This is a genomic window from Streptomyces sp. NPDC027962, from assembly GCF_055566095.1.
The window spans coordinates 120,836-137,830 of record NZ_JBVHTA010000021.1 but is presented as its reverse complement, the minus strand read 5'-3'; the positions used below and the strand labels follow the sequence as shown (position 1 = coordinate 137,830).

General features: G+C 70.0%; 14 protein-coding genes and 1 tRNA gene. 14 read left to right on the top strand and 1 reads right to left on the bottom strand.

What is annotated here, in order from left to right; genetic code table 11:
- The first annotated feature begins 111 nt into the window (after positions 1-111).
- Entirely contained in the window at positions 112-1,158 is a 1,047-nt protein-coding gene (locus ACZ4SA_RS20955) for a tyrosine-type recombinase/integrase (RefSeq protein WP_468276604.1), read from the top strand.
- Between the two features lie 824 nt (positions 1,159-1,982).
- On the opposite strand, the gene ACZ4SA_RS20950 is transcribed toward ACZ4SA_RS20955, so the two are convergent.
- Positions 1,983-2,054, bottom strand: a tRNA-Arg gene (locus ACZ4SA_RS20950).
- A gap of 199 nt (positions 2,055-2,253) precedes the next feature.
- On the opposite strand from ACZ4SA_RS20950, the gene ACZ4SA_RS20945 reads away from it, so the two are divergent.
- The 13 genes from ACZ4SA_RS20945 (at position 2,254) to ACZ4SA_RS20885 (ending at position 16,911) form a co-directional block, all read left to right on the top strand.
- On the top strand, positions 2,254-2,775 hold the full coding sequence (locus ACZ4SA_RS20945) for a response regulator (protein ID WP_468276617.1): 522 nt from the start codon (positions 2,254-2,256) through the stop codon (positions 2,773-2,775).
- Between the two features lie 221 nt (positions 2,776-2,996).
- Positions 2,997-3,953, top strand: coding sequence for an ArgS-related anticodon-binding protein NrtL (gene nrtL, locus ACZ4SA_RS20940; protein WP_468276601.1), 957 nt, complete (start codon positions 2,997-2,999; stop codon positions 3,951-3,953).
- Between the two features lie 23 nt (positions 3,954-3,976).
- A complete protein-coding gene (gene lysA / locus ACZ4SA_RS20935) occupies positions 3,977-5,368 on the top strand; it encodes a diaminopimelate decarboxylase (protein ID WP_468276599.1) in 1,392 nt (463 codons plus the stop codon).
- 100 nt (positions 5,369-5,468) lie between these two features.
- Complete coding sequence (locus tag ACZ4SA_RS20930; RefSeq protein ID WP_468276614.1) at positions 5,469-6,758, top strand: homoserine dehydrogenase; 1,290 nt, start codon at positions 5,469-5,471, stop codon at positions 6,756-6,758.
- A gap of 8 nt (positions 6,759-6,766) precedes the next feature.
- Complete coding sequence (gene thrC, locus ACZ4SA_RS20925) at positions 6,767-7,837, top strand: threonine synthase (protein WP_468276596.1); 1,071 nt, start codon at positions 6,767-6,769, stop codon at positions 7,835-7,837.
- A 370-nt stretch (positions 7,838-8,207) separates the two neighbouring features.
- On the top strand, positions 8,208-9,125 hold the full coding sequence (gene thrB / locus ACZ4SA_RS20920; protein WP_468276594.1) for a homoserine kinase: 918 nt from the start codon (positions 8,208-8,210) through the stop codon (positions 9,123-9,125).
- A gap of 408 nt (positions 9,126-9,533) precedes the next feature.
- On the top strand, positions 9,534-11,603 hold the full coding sequence (rho, locus tag ACZ4SA_RS20915; RefSeq protein WP_468276591.1) for a transcription termination factor Rho: 2,070 nt from the start codon (positions 9,534-9,536) through the stop codon (positions 11,601-11,603).
- A gap of 363 nt (positions 11,604-11,966) precedes the next feature.
- Positions 11,967-13,076 carry an LCP family protein gene (locus ACZ4SA_RS20910; RefSeq protein WP_468276589.1) on the top strand — a complete coding sequence of 370 codons (1,110 nt, stop codon included), beginning with the start codon at positions 11,967-11,969 and terminating at the stop codon, positions 13,074-13,076.
- A gap of 194 nt (positions 13,077-13,270) precedes the next feature.
- The gene (gene rpmE / locus ACZ4SA_RS20905; RefSeq protein ID WP_468276586.1) at positions 13,271-13,489 is read left to right on the top strand and encodes a 50S ribosomal protein L31; all 219 of its coding nucleotides are present in this window, start codon (positions 13,271-13,273) and stop codon (positions 13,487-13,489) included.
- Between the two features lie 108 nt (positions 13,490-13,597).
- On the top strand, positions 13,598-14,677 hold the full coding sequence (gene prfA, locus ACZ4SA_RS20900; RefSeq protein WP_468276584.1) for a peptide chain release factor 1: 1,080 nt from the start codon (positions 13,598-13,600) through the stop codon (positions 14,675-14,677).
- Positions 14,678-14,706: 29 nt separating this feature from the next.
- Complete coding sequence (gene prmC, locus ACZ4SA_RS20895) at positions 14,707-15,588, top strand: peptide chain release factor N(5)-glutamine methyltransferase (protein WP_468276582.1); 882 nt, start codon at positions 14,707-14,709, stop codon at positions 15,586-15,588.
- Positions 15,589-15,616: 28 nt separating this feature from the next.
- A complete protein-coding gene (locus ACZ4SA_RS20890; protein WP_468276579.1) occupies positions 15,617-16,264 on the top strand; it encodes an L-threonylcarbamoyladenylate synthase in 648 nt (215 codons plus the stop codon).
- Positions 16,261-16,911 carry an arsenate reductase/protein-tyrosine-phosphatase family protein gene (locus tag ACZ4SA_RS20885; protein ID WP_356631855.1) on the top strand — a complete coding sequence of 217 codons (651 nt, stop codon included), beginning with the start codon at positions 16,261-16,263 and terminating at the stop codon, positions 16,909-16,911. The genes ACZ4SA_RS20890 and ACZ4SA_RS20885 overlap by 4 nt, the downstream gene beginning before the upstream one ends.
- The last annotated feature ends 84 nt before the right edge of the window (positions 16,912-16,995 follow it).

The window sequence follows — 16,995 nt, the reverse complement described above, 5'->3', positions numbered from 1 at the left end:
TTCCCCCGCCGCTACCTCCCCGAAGGCAGCATGGACAAGATCTACCCCAACAACGATCAGATCGGTCCGGCTACACCACCACAGGGGACATGACCGGACAGCCTCGCCACGGTGGCTCTCGGAATGATGGGCGAGGGTTCCAAGCCGCCCGAGTTGGAAGACGTACGCCTGGCGATGCGCTGGGCTGTCATACCGGCTCACAAGAACGATGACCCGCCTCCCAAGCTGCAGGCGGCCTGCACGTGGCTGTCCAGCTGGTCCCTGCCCCTTTCAGCCCTGGCGGATCCCAGGGTGCTGCGTGAGGTCCACTACCGGCTGTCTTTCAAGCTGGACGACGTGCCAGCGGCAGCTGAGACGTACAAGCGCCGACGTCGCGGCTTCAACACCGCCATGGAGTACGCGATTCAGGAGGGATACATCGCAGAGAACCCGCTGACAGGGGTGAGGCGGCCGGTGTCCTCGGGCGGCGGTGCCGTGGATCCGCGGGTGCTGGTCAACGAGGTGCAGGGACGGCAGCTCCTCACAGCCGTCTCCTACGTCGGCTCCGTCCATCGCAATCGGGGCAGGCGGCTGGTGGCGTTCTTCGCCTGCATGCTCTACGCGGCGACTCGGCCGGCGGAAGCGGTCGGGCTCAGCCGTCACCACTGTCACCTCCCTGAGTCGGGATGGGGCACGCTCACGCTGCAGGAGACGCGGCCGGTCTCCGGGAAGAAGTGGACGGACTCGGGGGAGCGCCACGATAAGCGCGGGCTGAAGTCGCGGGAGGTCACGAAGGACCGGCCGGTGCCGATTCCACCCGTACTGGTGGCGCTGCTGCGTGCGCACGTTGAGGAGTTCGGCACGGCCAAGGACGGCAGGCTCTTCTTCAACGAGCGCGGGGGACTGCTGGGCAGCTCCAGCTACTGGCGGGTCTGGCAGGAGGCCAGAGAGCTGGCCCTCTCGCCGGACAAGGTGGCTTCACCGCTCGCGCGCCGCCCGTACGACCTCCGCTCTACCTGCATCACGAACTGGCTGCGTGCGGGTCTACCTGTCGCGGAGGTGGCGCGTCGCGCGGGCAACTCCCCAGAGGTCATCCACCGCAACTACGCCGGGTGCATTGACGACAGCTTGGAGGACAACAACAGGAAGATCGAAAAGGCCATGGGGTGGCGGGACTAGATGGGAGCTACCCGGTTGTCCCATGCACGTGAACTAGCTGGACACCAACCTGACCACGGACGAAACCGCCCATACGAGGGAGGTTACAAACATGAAGCGAGAAGCGCGAAGGAAGACCAGGCTCCGATCCGGAACTGAGGATTCTTCGACCTTCACGTCGATCAGCGAGTGTCGCCACTCGCAAGTGGGGGGAGGCCCGTCGACGAGTGCTGTGTAGGTAACTCGCACGCCTCGCCCGAGCCGCCCAGGGCCTATCCTCAGCTCGGTTCCGCTGGCGGCAATGGGCGGAGCCTGAGAGCTCGAAGGGCATGATTCACCTTCGAAGACATCGAGAACCGGTACACCTAGGCACACCCGCATGGGTTCGCCCTGGTCGAAGGCGGCACTGGAGATGTCCCGTCGGCCGGGGTTATACAGCTCCACCCGAACCAGCCACGGATCGGTGAGCAGGGTCCCGTCGCGGCGGAGTTCTAGTGAGCCAGGCATCCTCTGATTTGAACGCAGCAGACGAGTTTCTCCCAGCCAGTAGTGCAAGCTTCGCTTGGGGTGCGACGCCCGGAGCGTGGCCCATGCGGTTACGGCCACACTGGGCAATGCCACGACCACGGCGGCTGCGGCCCAAAACGTCCCGGAGGTATAGAAGGCGTCCGACGCGACGGCAAGCATGCGCGCAATCCAAGCAGCTCACTCGGACGCCCACACGCTACTCACACGGGATCAGTGATAGGGAGTGACAAAGAGCCGGACCCAGTGGGACTGGGTCCGGCTCTTGAAGTCTGGCACTTCCGCAGGTCAGCGGGCTGATCACGCTGGTCCGGACGAAGTGCCCCCGGCAGGATTCGAACCTGCGCACACGGCTCCGGAGGCCGTTGCTCTATCCCCTGAGCTACGGGGGCGTGCGCCGCGCTGCTGCGTGGCGACGGGTAGAACCCTACCAGCTCCCGAACCGTCTTCGTGAACAGGTATTTCGGGCCATGGGCAGGGCTTCCGACGTTCCTTTCGAGGAGCCTCGGGCCCGGCGTGTGGCCGGGTTCCGGCGGTGCCGGAAGCCGCCCACACGATCACCGGAACCCCGCGCTCCCGCAGTGCCTCAGCATGCCCCCGCTTCGCCCGCACGGGTCGGAAGTGGGCAAAACGCGGACGCAGCCGCGTCGGCGGACCTACTCTCGAGTTGTGTCCGGCGCGTCCGGCCGAGTGCTCGTTGTCGATGACAACCGGGTGATTCGGCAGCTGATCAGGGTCAACCTCGAGCTGGAGGGCTTCGAGGTCGTGACCGCGGCCGATGGTGCCGAGTGTCTGGAAGTCGTCCATAGGGTGCAGCCCGACGTCGTCACGCTCGATGTCGTCATGCCCCGGCTCGACGGCCTGCGGACCGCCGCGCTGCTGCGGGACGACCCGAGGACGAGCCGCATCCCCCTTGCGATCATCAGCGCATGTACGCAGTACGAGGTGGACAGCGGTGTCGCAGCCGGTGTGGACGCCTTTCTTGCCAAGCCGTTCGAGCCCGCCGCGTTGGTGCGGATCGTGCGGCGGTTGATGCGTCGGGAGGCAGGGGAGGGTCCGCCGTCCGTAGACGGCAGGCATGGAGCCGGGCGGGCGGGGAGTGCGAGGGGCTGACCGCACGCCCCCGCGCAACCGCCCCGCGCCATCCCCGCAGGCCCCCGCGCAACCGCCCCGTGCCATCCCCGCAGGCCCCCGCGCAACCGCTCCGCCCCGCGCCTTCACAGTGCAGCCGCCCCCCGACGTCACAACCGCCCCGCGACCGCCCCACCCTCACCCCTGCCCGCATGGCGAAACCGGTTCGCGAAGTGCCCCCCTTCCTCCCATACGCTTGTCCCGTGACCCCCGCCGAGCTCTCCCGTACCGTGCGGCACGCCGTGTGCCGTGCCGTCGAGGACGGTGCGCTGCGGGTCGCCGTACCGGCGGCCGAGAGCGTGAAGATCGAGCGGACCCGCCCCGGCGGGTGCGGGGACTACGCCACCGGGGTCGCGCTGCGCCTGGCGCGGCAGGCCGGGCGGCCCGCCGCGGAGGTGGCCGAGGAGATCAGGCAGCGCATCGGGGGCGCCCACGGCATCGCGCACGTCGAGGTCACCGGGCCCGGGTTCCTGAACTTCACCCTCCACAGCAGCGCGCAGGAACAGCTCGTGCGCCGGGTGCTCCGCGAGGGCGCACGCTACGGCGCCCCCGGACGGCCCGGTGGCGGAAGCGGTCCGTTCCCGCACGTCGACGAGCAGCGCGCCCGTGTCTGGGCCAACGCCCTCGCGCGGCTGGGCGCCGAACCGAGCCCGGGGGAGGTCGTACGGGTCGTGCCCGTCGGTGATCAGGACGTGGCGGAGCGCCTGGGGCCGGACGCCGCCCGATGGGCGCTGCTCGCCGCCGCCGCGCACGACAGGCCGAGGACGGACGAGGGGCTGCTCGTGCAGCACGAGCGCAACCCGCTGTACAAGGTGCGCTACGCCCACGCCCGGGCCGGGGCGCTCACCCGTCATGCGGCGCAGCTCGGGTTCCACAGCGTCCCCGGCCCCCACCTCGACACCCCCGCCCTCACCGCCGCCGTCGGCGACCACCCCGCCGTGGTCGCAGATGCGGCCCGCCTGCGCGCCCCGGACCGGCTCGCCAGGCATCTGGAAGTCACCGCAGAGGCCCTTCTCTCCTTCCAGCACACCGTGCTGCCCGTCGGGGACGAGAAACCCTCGGCCGCCCACCGTTCCCGACTCGCCCTCGCCGAGGCGGCCGGGACGGTGCTGGCCGGTGGCCTGTCCCTGCTCGGCATCAGCGCACCCGAACACCTGTGACATGTGAGAGAGATCAGAGACCGATGAGCCGATCCGCACACCCCGCCGGGCCCCGTCACGCCGACGTCCTCCCCGAGGGCCACTACACCGCACCGCCCACCGATCTGAACGCGCTCGACGGCAAGGTCTGGGCCAGCACCGTCACCCGCAACGTCGACGGGGTCGTCACCGTCGGCGGGATCGAAGCGACCAGGCTGGCCGAGGAGTTCGGGACGCCCGCCTACTTCCTCGACGAGGCCGACTTCCGTGCCCGCTGCCGGTCCTGGGCCGACGCCTTCGGCAAGGACGCGGACGTGTTCTACGCGGGGAAGGCATTCCTGTCCCGCGCGATCGTCCGGTGGCTCAAGGAAGAGGGGCTCAACCTCGACGTGTGCTCCGGCGGGGAGCTGGCCACGGCCCTCGACGCCGGGATGCCCGCCGAGCGGATCGCCTTCCACGGCAACAACAAGTCCGAGAGCGAAATCGAAAGGGCCGTGCGGGCCGGAGTGGGGCGGATCGTCCTCGACTCCTTCCAGGAGATCGTCCGCGTCGCGCACATCGCCCAGTCCCTCGGGAAGCGGCAGCCGGTGCAGATCCGGGTCACCGTCGGCGTGGAGGCGCACACGCACGAGTTCATCGCCACCGCCCACGAGGACCAGAAGTTCGGTATCGCGCTGGCCGGGGGACAGGCCGCGGAGGCCGTACGCCGTGCGCTGAGGCTCGACGGCCTCGAGCTCATCGGCATCCACTCCCACATCGGTTCGCAGATCTTCGACATGGCCGGCTTCGAGGTGTCCGCGCGCCGGGTCGTGCAGCTGCTCGCCGAGGTGCGGGACGAGCACGGCGTCGAGCTGCCCGAGATCGACCTCGGCGGGGGCCTCGGCATCGCCTACACCCCCGACGACGATCCGCGTGAGCCGCACGAGATCGCCAAGGCGCTGACCGAGATCGTCAGTCGCGAGTGCGAGGCCGCGAAGCTGCGCACGCCCCGCATCTCCGTCGAGCCGGGCCGCGCCATCGTCGGCCCCACCGCCTTCACCTTGTACGAGGTCGGCACGGTCAAGCCGCTCGAGGGCCTGCGCACGTACGTCAGCGTCGACGGCGGCATGTCGGACAACATCCGCACGGCGCTGTACGACGCCGAGTACAGCGTCGCGCTCGTCTCCAGGACGTCCGAAGCGCCGCCGATGCTCAGCCGGGTCGTCGGCAAGCACTGTGAGAGTGGCGACATCGTGGTCAAGGATGCTTTCCTGCCGGCCGACCTCGCGCCCGGTGATCTGATCGCCGTGCCGGCCACCGGCGCCTACTGCAGGTCCATGGCCAGCAACTACAACCACGCACTTCGGCCGCCTGTCGTTGCCGTCAAGGACGGCGAGGCCCGGGTGATCGTCCGGCGCGAGACGGAGGAAGATCTCCTGCGTCTCGACGTCGGATAGTTGAGATAGATGTCTCGCATGCCGGACGAAGGGCAGAAACTCCGGTTCGGTGAGTGAGACTGGTCCACACCGTAGAAGTAATGAGAAGCGAGGTCGGATGATGCGTACGCGTCCGCTGAAGGTGGCGCTGCTGGGCTGTGGAGTGGTCGGCTCAGAGGTGGCGCGCATCATGACGACGCACGCCGACGACCTCGCCGCGCGCATCGGCGCCCCGGTGGAGCTCGCCGGGGTCGCCGTGCGCCGCCCCGGGAAGGTGCGCGAAGGCATCCCCGAGGAGCTCGTCACCACGGACGCGACCGCCCTGGTCAAACGCGGCGACATCGACGTCGTCGTCGAGGTCATCGGCGGCATCGAGCCGGCCAGGACCCTGATCACCACCGCCTTCGAGCACGGCGCGTCCGTCGTCTCCGCCAACAAGGCACTCCTTGCGGAGGACGGCGCGACGCTGTACGCCGCCGCCGAGCAGCACGGCCGCGACCTCTACTTCGAGGCCGCCGTCGCCGGCGCGATCCCGCTGATCAGGCCGCTGCGCGAGTCGCTCGCCGGCGACAAGGTCAACCGCGTGCTCGGCATCGTCAACGGCACGACCAACTTCATCCTCGACAAGATGGACAGCTCGGGCGCCGGGTACTCCGAAGCGCTCGACGAGGCCACCGCCCTCGGGTACGCGGAGGCCGACCCGACCGCCGACGTCGAGGGCTTCGACGCCGCCGCCAAGGCCGCGATCCTCGCCGGGATCGCCTTCCACACCCGCGTGCGGCTCGACGACGTCTACCGTGAGGGCCTGACCGAGGTCACCGCCGCCGACATGGCGTCCGCGCGGCGGATGGGCTGCACCGTCAAGCTGCTCGCCATCTGTGAGCGCGCCGCCGACGGCCGGTCCGTCACCGCCCGCGTGCACCCCGCGATGATCCCGCTCAGCCACCCGCTCGCCTCCGTCCGCGAGGCGTACAACGCCGTCTTCGTCGAGGCGGAGGCCGCGGGCCAGCTGATGTTCTACGGCCCCGGTGCCGGCGGCTCGCCCACCGCGTCCGCCGTCCTCGGCGATCTCGTCGCCGTCTGCCGCAACAAGCTCGCCGAGGCAACGGGGCCCGGCGAGTCCGCCTACACCCAGCTGCCCGTGAGCCCCATGGGCGACGTGGTGACGCGGTACCACATCAGTCTCGACGTGGCCGACAAGCCGGGCGTCCTCGCCCAGGTCGCGACGGTCTTCGCCGAGCACGGCGTATCCATCGATACGGTGCGCCAGCAGGGCAAGGACGGCGAGGCATCGCTCGTCGTCGTCACCCACCGCGCGCCCGACGCCGCCCTCTCCGGGACCGTCGAGGCGCTGCGCAAGCTCGACACCGTGCGCGGTGTCGCCAGCATCATGCGTGTTGAAGGGGAGTAAGGGACCCAATGACCACCAACGGCACCCACCAGTGGCGCGGCATCATCGAGGAGTACCGGGACCGCCTTCCGGTCACGGACGCGACGCCGGTCGTCACGCTCCGTGAGGGTGGCACGCCGCTCGTCCCGGCGCAGGTCCTTTCCGAGCGCACGGGCTGCGAAGTGCACCTCAAGGTCGAGGGCGCCAACCCCACCGGGTCGTTCAAGGACCGCGGCATGACGATGGCGATCACCCGGGCCAAGGAGGAGGGCGCGCAGGCCGTCATCTGCGCCTCCACCGGCAACACGTCCGCCTCCGCCGCCGCCTACGCGGTGCGCGCCGGCATGGTCTGCGCGGTCCTTGTGCCGCAGGGCAAGATCGCGCTCGGTAAGATGGGCCAGGCGCTGGTCTACGGATCGAAGATCCTCCAGGTCGACGGCAACTTCGACGACTGCCTGAACCTCGCCCGCAGTCTCTCGGAGAACTACCCGGTGGCGCTGGTCAATTCGGTCAATCCGTACCGCATCGAAGGCCAGAAGACGGCCTCCTTCGAGATCGTCGACGCACTCGGCGACGCCCCCGACATCCACGTACTGCCCGTCGGCAACGCCGGCAACATCACGGCGTACTGGAAGGGGTACAAGGAGTACGCGGTGGACAGCATGTCCACTCGTACCCCTCGTATGTGGGGTTTCCAGGCCTCCGGTTCCGCTCCGATCGTGCGCGGCGAGGTCGTCAAGGACCCGTCGACGATCGCCACCGCCATCCGCATCGGCAACCCGGCCTCCTGGACGCAGGCGCTGGCCGCCCGCGATGAGTCGGGGGGCTTCATCGACGAGGTGACGGACCGTGAGATCCTGCGCGCCTACCGGCTGTTGGCGTCCCAGGAGGGTGTCTTCGTCGAGCCGGCCTCGGCCGCTTCCGTCGCCGGTCTGCTGAAGGCCGCCGAGCACGGCAAGGTCGACCCGGGTCAGAGGATCGTGTGCACGGTGACCGGCAACGGCCTGAAGGACCCCGACTGGGCGGTCGCCGGAGCACCCCAGCCGGTCACCGTCCCTGTCGACGCCGCCGCGGCGGCGGAGCGGCTCGGCCTGGCCTGATCGCGCGCGGTCCCGGCCGGGATCCGGGCGGCGTGCCACGGGGCCCGTTCGCCGGATCATGGCCCGCGCCGCGTCCTGATCGCCGGACGGGCCCTCGGGCCCGGCCAGTTGGCCTACTGGAAAGAATGGCAACCGGGACAACGCCGTACGTAGGGGCACAGGAGGCTCGCGACACGCATCGTGCGCCTCCTGTGCGCCCTATGTCGCAGGTGAACCTTCCTTCGATAGGCTGTACTCGAACCCGGCCCCCCGCATATGCGCGGTGTTGTTGCCGTCGCGGTGTCGCCGCCGCCGAGGCCCACGGGTGTTGCAGCCTCTCGAACAAATCTTGTACATCCCACAGTTCAGAACCAAGGAGAGTCGTCGAGCGATGGCCGGTCCAGCGTTCCGCGCCGCCGCCGTCCGGGTGCGCGTCCCCGCAACCAGCGCCAATCTCGGTCCGGGCTTCGACGCCCTGGGACTGTCGCTCGGTCTGTACGACGACGTGGTCGTCCGGGTCGCGGACTCCGGTCTGCACATCGACATCGCCGGTGAGGGCGCGTCGACCCTGCCCCGCGACGAGAACCACCTGCTCGTACGGGCCCTCCGCACGGCCTTCGACCTGCTCGGCGGACAGCCGCGCGGCCTCGAGATCGTCTGCGCCAACCGCATCCCGCACGGCCGCGGCCTCGGCTCCTCCTCCGCCGCGATCTGCGCCGGTATCGTCGCCGCCCGCGCCGTGGCGATAGGCGGAGACGCCAAGCTCGACGACGCGGCCCTGCTGGAGCTCGCAACCGAGATCGAGGGTCACCCCGACAACGTCGCGGCCTGCCTCCTCGGCGGCTTCACCCTCGCCTGGACCGAGGCCGGAGCGGCACGTGCGATCAGGATGGATCCCGCTGATTCCGTCGTTCCGGTGGTTTTCGTGCCCGGCAAGCCGGTGCTCACCGAAACGGCCCGCGGCCTGCTGCCGCGCACCGTCCCCCATGTCGACGCCGCAGCCAACGCCGGCCGTGCCGCCCTCCTCGTCGAGGCCCTGACTAGGCGTCCCGAGCTGCTGCTGCCCGCCACGGAGGACCGGCTCCACCAGGAGTACCGCGCGCCGGCCATGCCGCAGAGCATCGACCTGGTCAACCGGCTGCGCGCCGACGGCGTCCCCGCAGTCATCTCCGGTGCGGGCCCCACGGTGCTCGCGCTGGCCGAGGACAGTGCGGCCGACAAGGTCGCACAGCTGGCGGGCGAGGGCTGGGCGGCGAACCGGCTGGCCTTCGACGCCGCGGGAGCGAGCGTCCTGCCGCTGGCGCCCTAGCCCGACGCCCGACACGACTGCCACACGATTGCCGGTGCTGGAGAGGGGGAATGTTTGTTGGAGCCGGTAGTGTTAATCTCAAGTCTGCAACCGTCGTCGTTGAGGCGCGGTGCTTCGTGTCCCCTTTCGGGACCAACATTCTCCGGGAGCCTCCCCAAACTGCCTGAGCAGCCTGCCTGAGCAGTTTTGAGCACGCTCCGGAACCGGCACGACACCCCTCGCTTTTCCAGGAGTGGGCCGAGCAGGGGGACCTCGAGCCGGACCTTGCACGTATGCATGTATCTCTCCGCCGTCAATTTTCCGGCGGGACCACCGCTCCGGTTCGGTCCACAACCCAGGACCGCAGCCGGACAGCACAACCGGTCGCCGAGCCAGAAGGCCGACGTCCGCTCCAGGGAAGGACCCTTCGTGAGCGACACCACCGATCTGATGGGCGTGACTGCCGACGACAAGGTCGACAACGCCGCGCCCGCCGCAGGTGCTGCCTCCGGCACCACCTCACGGCGCCGCCGCTCCGGCACCGGCCTCGAGGGCATGGTCCTGGCCGAGCTGCAGCAGGTCGCGTCCGGCCTCGGCATCAGGGGCACCGCGCGTATGCGCAAGAGCCAGCTGATCGAGGTCATCAAGGAGGCGCAGGCAACAGGGGGCTCCCCGGCGAAGAGCGCCGAGGCGGGCACCCCCGAGGCTGCCGCCAAGCCCAAGCGCCGCGCCACCTCCAAGGCGCGTACGGGCAACGAGGCCGCCGCCCCTGCCGCGGAGAAGGCCGAGAAGGCGGAGAAGGCCGACAAGCCCGAGAAGGACGTCGCCCAGCAGCAGATCGACATCCCGGGACAGCCGGCTGGGGGCACCGCCCAGGCCGCAGGCTCTGGGGGAGACGACCAGCCGGCCGGGGAGCGCCGCCGTCGTCGTGCCACCGCTCAGGCGGGCAGCCCGGAGACCCGTACCGAGACCCGGGGCGACACCGCCGTCGAGGTCAGGAGCGAGGCGCAGCCCGAGGCCAAGGCCGAGACCGCCGTGGACACCGCGGAGGGCCGCCGCGACCGCCAGGACCGCGGCCAGCGTGGTGACCGCGGCGAGCGTGGTGACCGCGGCGAGCGTGGTGACCGCGGTGACCGCCGTGAGCGTCAGCGCGACCGGCGCGGTAAGGGCGACGACCAGCAGCAGGGCGGCGGCCAGCGCCAGCAGCGCCAGGGCGGCCAGCAGAACACCGGCCCCCAGGACGACTTCGACGACGAGGCCGGTGGCCGCCGCGGACGCCGCGGCCGCTACCGCGACCGCCGTGGCCGCCGTGGCCGTGACGACTTCGCGACCGGCGAGCCGCAGGTCTCCGACGACGACGTCCTGATCCCCGTCGCGGGCATCCTGGACATCCTCGACAACTACGCGTTCATCCGGACCTCCGGCTACCTGCCCGGCCCGAACGACGTGTACGTCTCCCTCGCCCAGGTCCGCAAGAACGGCCTGCGCAAGGGCGACCACGTCACCGGTGCCGTGCGTCAGCCCAAGGAGGGTGAGCGCCGCGAGAAGTTCAACGCGCTGGTCCGCCTGGACTCGGTCAACGGCATGGCGCCCGAATCGGGCCGCGGCCGCCCCGAGTTCAACAAGCTGACCCCGCTGTACCCGCAGGACCGACTGCGTCTCGAGACCGACCCGGGCGTGCTGACCACCCGGATCATCGACCTCGTCGCGCCCATCGGCAAGGGCCAGCGAGGCCTGATCGTGGCCCCGCCGAAGACCGGCAAGACCATGATCATGCAGGCGATCGCCAACGCGATCACCCACAACAACCCCGAGTGCCACCTGATGGTCGTCCTTGTCGACGAGCGTCCGGAAGAGGTCACCGACATGCAGCGGTCGGTGAAGGGCGAGGTCATCTCCTCGACCTTCGACCGGCCCGCGGAGGACCACACCACTGTCGCCGAGCTGGCCATCGAGCGTGCCAAGCGCCTCGTCGAGCTGGGTCACGACGTGGTCGTCCTGCTGGACTCGATCACCCGCCTCGGCCGTGCGTACAACCTCGCGGCCCCGGCTTCCGGGCGCATCCTGTCCGGTGGTGTCGACTCGACCGCCCTCTACCCGCCGAAGCGCTTCTTCGGTGCGGCGCGCAACATCGAGGACGGCGGCTCGCTGACCATCCTGGCCACCGCGCTGGTCGACACCGGGTCCCGCATGGACGAGGTGATCTTCGAGGAGTTCAAGGGCACCGGCAACGCGGAGCTCAAGCTCGACCGGAAGCTCGCCGACAAGCGGATCTTCCCCGCGGTGGACGTCGACGCGTCCGGTACGCGTAAGGAAGAGATCCTGCTCGGCAGCGATGAGCTGGCCGTCACCTGGAAGCTGCGCCGAGTGCTCCACGCCCTCGACCAGCAGCAGGCGATCGAGCTGCTGCTGGACAAGATGAAGCAGACCAAGTCGAACGGCGAGTTCCTGCTGCAGATCCAGAAGACGACTCCGTCCGCCGGCAACGGCAACGACTGAGACGTCTCACTGGCGAAGGTCCCTCGCTGAGAGATCTCCGCCACAGCCGCCGGGCCCGCCAAAGGCCCGGCGGGGGAGTCCCGCCGCTCCGTCCCCGCCGGCCGAAGCCGCTGGTGGGGCGGGCGGAACGGCCTCCTCGAGCGGTCCTTCGGGCCCACCGTGCAGCGTGCGGTGGGCCCGACGCGTTCTTACCGGCCTCTCATCCGCTCGTGCGACGCTTCTCGCTTCGATGCCTGAAGCGACGCCTGAGCAAGCGACGTCGAAGCAAGCGACATCTGAACCATCGACGTCCGAACACGTGCCGAGAACCGCGCCTGATCACCACCCCCGGGGGTAGCGGAACGGACGAGAGCCGAGGAGACCATGACCGAGCAGAGCACCGGCACCGGCCGCCGAATACGCGGCAGCGGCAGACGCCGCAGGCAGCCCTCCACGGCGCGCCGGGTGTGGACGGTCGTCGCCTGGGCGACGGCAGCACTGGTGCTCGTCGGCGGCTCGGGCCTCGGCCTCCTGTGGTTCAAGCTCAACGGGAATCTCCAGGGCATCGACATCAACCAGGCCCTGGGAACCGACCGCCCCAAGAACATCGACAACGGCTCCATGGACATTCTCGTCCTGGGCTCCGACTCCCGTTCCGGCGCGAACTCCGCATACGGCGCCGACGAAGGCGCAGCCCGTTCGGACACCGCGATGGTCGTGCACGTCTACCAGGGCCGTAAGACGGCGAGCGTCGTCTCCGTACCGCGTGACACGCTCGTCGAGCGGCCGCGGTGCACCGGCCGCGACGGCACGGCGGTCGCGGGCGCGCAGCGAGCCATGTTCAACACGGCGTACGAGGTCGGCGGCCCCGCCTGCGCGGTGAAGACCGTCGAGGCGATGTCCGGCATCCGCATGGACCACTTCATAGAGGTCGACTTCACGGGCTTCACGAAGCTCATCGACGAGCTCGGCGGCGTCGACATCACCACCACCCAGCCGATCAACGACACCAAGAGCCATCTGAACCTCCCGCCCGGCACCCACACCCTCGACGGCGAGCAGGCGCTCGGCCTCGTACGCACCCGCAAGAGCGTGGGCGACGGCAGCGACCTGGGGCGCATCCAGCTCCAGCAGGCGTTCATGAAGGCGTTCATCAACCAGGTCAAGGACGTGGGCGTCTTCAGCAGCCCCAAGAAACTCCTGGACCTCGCGGACGCCGGCACGAAGGCGATCACTCCCGACTCCGAGCTCGACTCCGTGAACGAGCTGATGGGCTTCGCCAAGGGGCTCAGCGCCCTGGGCGCCGAGGACGTCGACATGATCACGATGCCCGTGAAGTACGACCCGAACGACCCCAACCGCGTCATCCCGGTCGAGGCCGGCGCCGATCAGGTGTGGAGGGCGCTGAAGCGGGACAGGCCGATCCCCGCCTCCGCGGTCGAGGACTCGGCCGGCGACAAGGGCGGTGCCGCGTCCGTCGTGGGCAGCGAGTAGCCACTCGACTGCGCCCCGGTGCGAGAACCGGCGCGAAGAGACGCTCATACCCGCTCCAGCCCCCAGGAATACTTCCGCTCCCACCCCGGTTTTGGGAGATACGGCCAGTCCTGGCAGACTGGTACGTCGGCCCCGGTTCACGTACGAGCAATCCGCACGTGCGACCCGGTGCCCTCCCGAAACTAGGAGACACCTTGAAGCGCGACATCCACCCCGAGTACGTCGAGACCCAGGTCAGCTGCACCTGCGGTGCGTCGTTCACCACCCGTAGCACGATCCAGAGCGGCAACATCCGCGCCGAAGTCTGCTCCGAGTGCCACCCGTTCTACACGGGCAAGCAGAAGATCCTCGACACCGGTGGCCGTGTGGCCCGCTTCGAGGCCCGCTTCGGCAAGGCTGCTGCCAAGAAGTAGCGCGCCACTGCGCCGGCCCTCGGCCGTCCCCTTCCGCGGGGCGTCCGAGGCCGGCGCTTTGTCCGTTCTGAGCAGCCACCCACGCGTACTGAAACCAGGAGCCCCCGAATGTTCGAGGCGGTCGAGGAACTGATCGGCGAACACGCCGATCTCGAGAAGAAGCTCGCCGACCCTTCGGTCCACGCCGACCAGGGAGCCGCGCGCAAGCTGAACAAGCGCTACGCCGTGCTGACGCCCATCGTCGGCACGTACCGCTCCTGGAAGCAGACCGGTGAGGACATCGAGACCGCCCGTGAACTCGGCGCCGACGACCCGGACTTCGCCGCCGAGGTGAAGGTGCTGGAGAAGCAGCGCGAAGAGCTCACGGAGAAGCTGCGGCTGCTGCTGGTCCCGCGCGACCCCAGCGACGACAAGGACGTCATCCTCGAGGTCAAGGCGGGTGCGGGCGGCGACGAGTCCGCTCTGTTCGCCGGCGACCTGCTGCGCATGTACCTGCGCTACGCGGAGCGCGTCGGCTGGAAGACCGAGATCATCGACGCCACCGAGTCCGAGCTGGGCGGCTACAAGGACGTCCAGGTCGCCGTGAAGACCAAGGGCGGCCAGGGCGCGACCGAGCCCGGGCAGGGCGTCTGGGCGCGGCTGAAGTACGAGGGCGGGGTGCACCGCGTGCAGCGCGTGCCCGCGACCGAGTCCCAGGGCCGTATCCACACCTCCGCGGCCGGTGTGCTCGTCACGCCGGAGGCCGAGGAGATCGACGTCGAGATCCACGCCAACGACCTGCGTGTCGACGTCTACCGCTCGTCGGGGCCCGGCGGCCAGTCCGTCAACACCACCGACTCCGCGGTGCGCATCACGCACCTGCCGACCGGCATCGTCGCCTCCTGCCAGAACGAGAAGAGCCAGCTCCAGAACAAGGAGCAGGCCATGCGTATCCTGCGCTCCAGGCTGCTCGCCGCGGCGCAGGAGGAGGCCGAGAAGGAGGCCGCGGACGCCCGCCGCAGCCAGGTCCGCACGGTGGACCGTTCCGAGAAGATCCGGACGTACAACTTCCCGGAAAACCGGATCTCGGACCACCGGGTCGGCTTCAAGGCGTACAACTTGGACCAGGTGCTCGACGGAGAGCTGGACGCCGTGATCCAGGCTTGCGTCGACGCGGACTCCGCGGCGAAGCTCGCGGCCGCGCAGTAACCACCCCCTGCAGTGCTCGGAGGACCGACGTGCAGTCACACTCCGGGGGCCGACCCCCAGGCCCCCGCACCTTGCTGCTCGCCGAGGTGGCCCAGGCCACCCAGCGGCTGGCCGACGCCGGCGTGCCGTCGCCGCGCTTCGACGCGGAGGAGCTCGCCGCCTACGTCCACGGCGTGAAGCGGGGAGAGCTGCACAACGTCAAGGACGCGGACTTCGACGCCCGCTACTGGGAGGCCGTCGCCCGCCGCGAGGCGCGCGAGCCGCTCCAGCACATCACCGGGCGTGCCTTCTTCCGCTACCTGGAGCTGCAGGTCGGCCCCGGCGTCTTCGTGCCCCGGCCCGAGACCGAGTCGGTCGTCGGCTGGGCGATAGAGGCCGTGCGGGCCATGGACGTCGTCGAACCGCTGATCGTCGACCTGTGCAGTGGCTCCGGCGCCATCGCGCTGGCCATGGCGCAGGAGGTGCCGCGTTCGCGCGTGCACGCGGTGGAGCTGTCCGAGGACGCGCTGCAGTGGACCCGTAAGAACGCGGAAGGCTCCAGGGTCACCGTCCACCAGGGCGACGCGCTCTCGGCGCTCCCCGAGCTCGACGGCCAGGTCGACCTCGTCATCTCCAACCCGCCGTACATCCCGCTCACCGAGTGGGAGTACGTCGCGCCGGAAGCCCGCGACCACGACCCGCAGATGGCCCTGTTCTCCGGCGAGGACGGCCTCGACACCATCCGCGGCATCGAGCGCACCGCGCACCGGCTGCTGCGGCCCGGCGGGCTCGTCGTCATCGAGCACGCGGACACGCAGGGTGGTCAGGTGCCGTGGATCTTCAACGAGGAATCCGGCTGGGCCGACGCCGCCGACCACCCCGACCTGAACAAGCGGCCGCGGTTCGCGACCGCCCGCAAGGCAACGCCATGACCAGGTACACGCACGAGGAGGCCCGCTGATGGCTCGGCGATACGACTGCAACGACGCGACGGATCGCATCACCGGCCTGCGCGAGGCCGCATCCGCCGTCCGCCGCGGCGAGCTTGTCGTGCTGCCCACCGACACCGTCTACGGCATCGGTGCGGACGCCTTCACCTCCGAGGCCGTCGCGGACCTCCTCGACGCCAAGGGGCGCGGCCGCAACATGCCCACCCCTGTCCTCATCGGCTCCCCGAACACCCTGCACGGGCTGGTCACGGACTTCTCCGAGCAGGCGTGGGAGCTCGTCGACGCCTTCTGGCCTGGTGCGCTGACGCTGGTCACCAAGCACCAGCCGTCCCTGCAGTGGGACCTGGGGGACACCCGCGGAACCGTCGCCATCCGGATGCCGCTGCACCCCGTCGCCATCGAACTGCTCACCGAGGTCGGCCCCATGGCCGTCTCCAGCGCCAACCTGACGGGGCACCCCTCTCCCGAGGACTGTGACGCCGCGCAGGCGATGCTCGGCGACTCCGTCTCCGTCTACCTGGACGGCGGCCCCACCCCCGGGATCGTGCCGTCCTCGATCGTCGACGTCACGGGCAAGGTGCCGGTGCTGCTGCGAGAAGGAGCTCTCTCCGCGGACGAGCTGCGCAAGGTGGTACCAGACCTCGAGGTGGCCAATTGACCGCCCCGCAGGGGCGTGGCATAGCGGAAACCGGCAGTACGGCATCGACCTTCCGCATCCTCCACGTCAGCACCGGCAACGTCTGCCGCTCGCCCATCACGGAGCGGCTGACCCGCCATGCCCTGAGTGACCGCCTCGGCGATCCCCTCACGGGCGGCCTGATCGTGGAGAGCGCGGGCACCTGGGGCCACGAGGGCGCCCCCATGGAGGCCAACGCCGAGATCGTCCTCGCCGACTTCGGTGCGGACGCGAGCGGGTTCATGGGGCGCGAGCTGCTCGACGAGCACGTCATCCGCGCGGACCTGGTCCTCACCGCGACCCGCGATCACCGGGCGCAGGTCATCTCGATGGGCCACTCGGCGGGCCTGCGGACCTTCACCCTCAAGGAGTTCACCCGCCTCGTCCGGGCCATAGACCCGGCGACCCTCCCGGACCCCCGGGAGGACGGGGTGGTGGAGCGTGCGCGCGCGCTGGTGCGCGCGGCGGCGGCGCTACGCGGGTGGCTGCTCGCGCCGAGCCCGGACGCGGACGAGGTGTTCGACCCGTACGGTGCGCCGATCACGTTCTTCCGCTCGATCGGCGACGAGATCCACCAGGCGCTGGACCCGGTCGTCACAGCGCTGACGGGAGTCCCGGCGCGGCCGTGACACTGCGGTAGCCGCACTGCGGCACGGGGGATTGGTCCGCCGCAGGTCGCTCCCGCCACGCCCCGGACTCCCGCATACACCGCG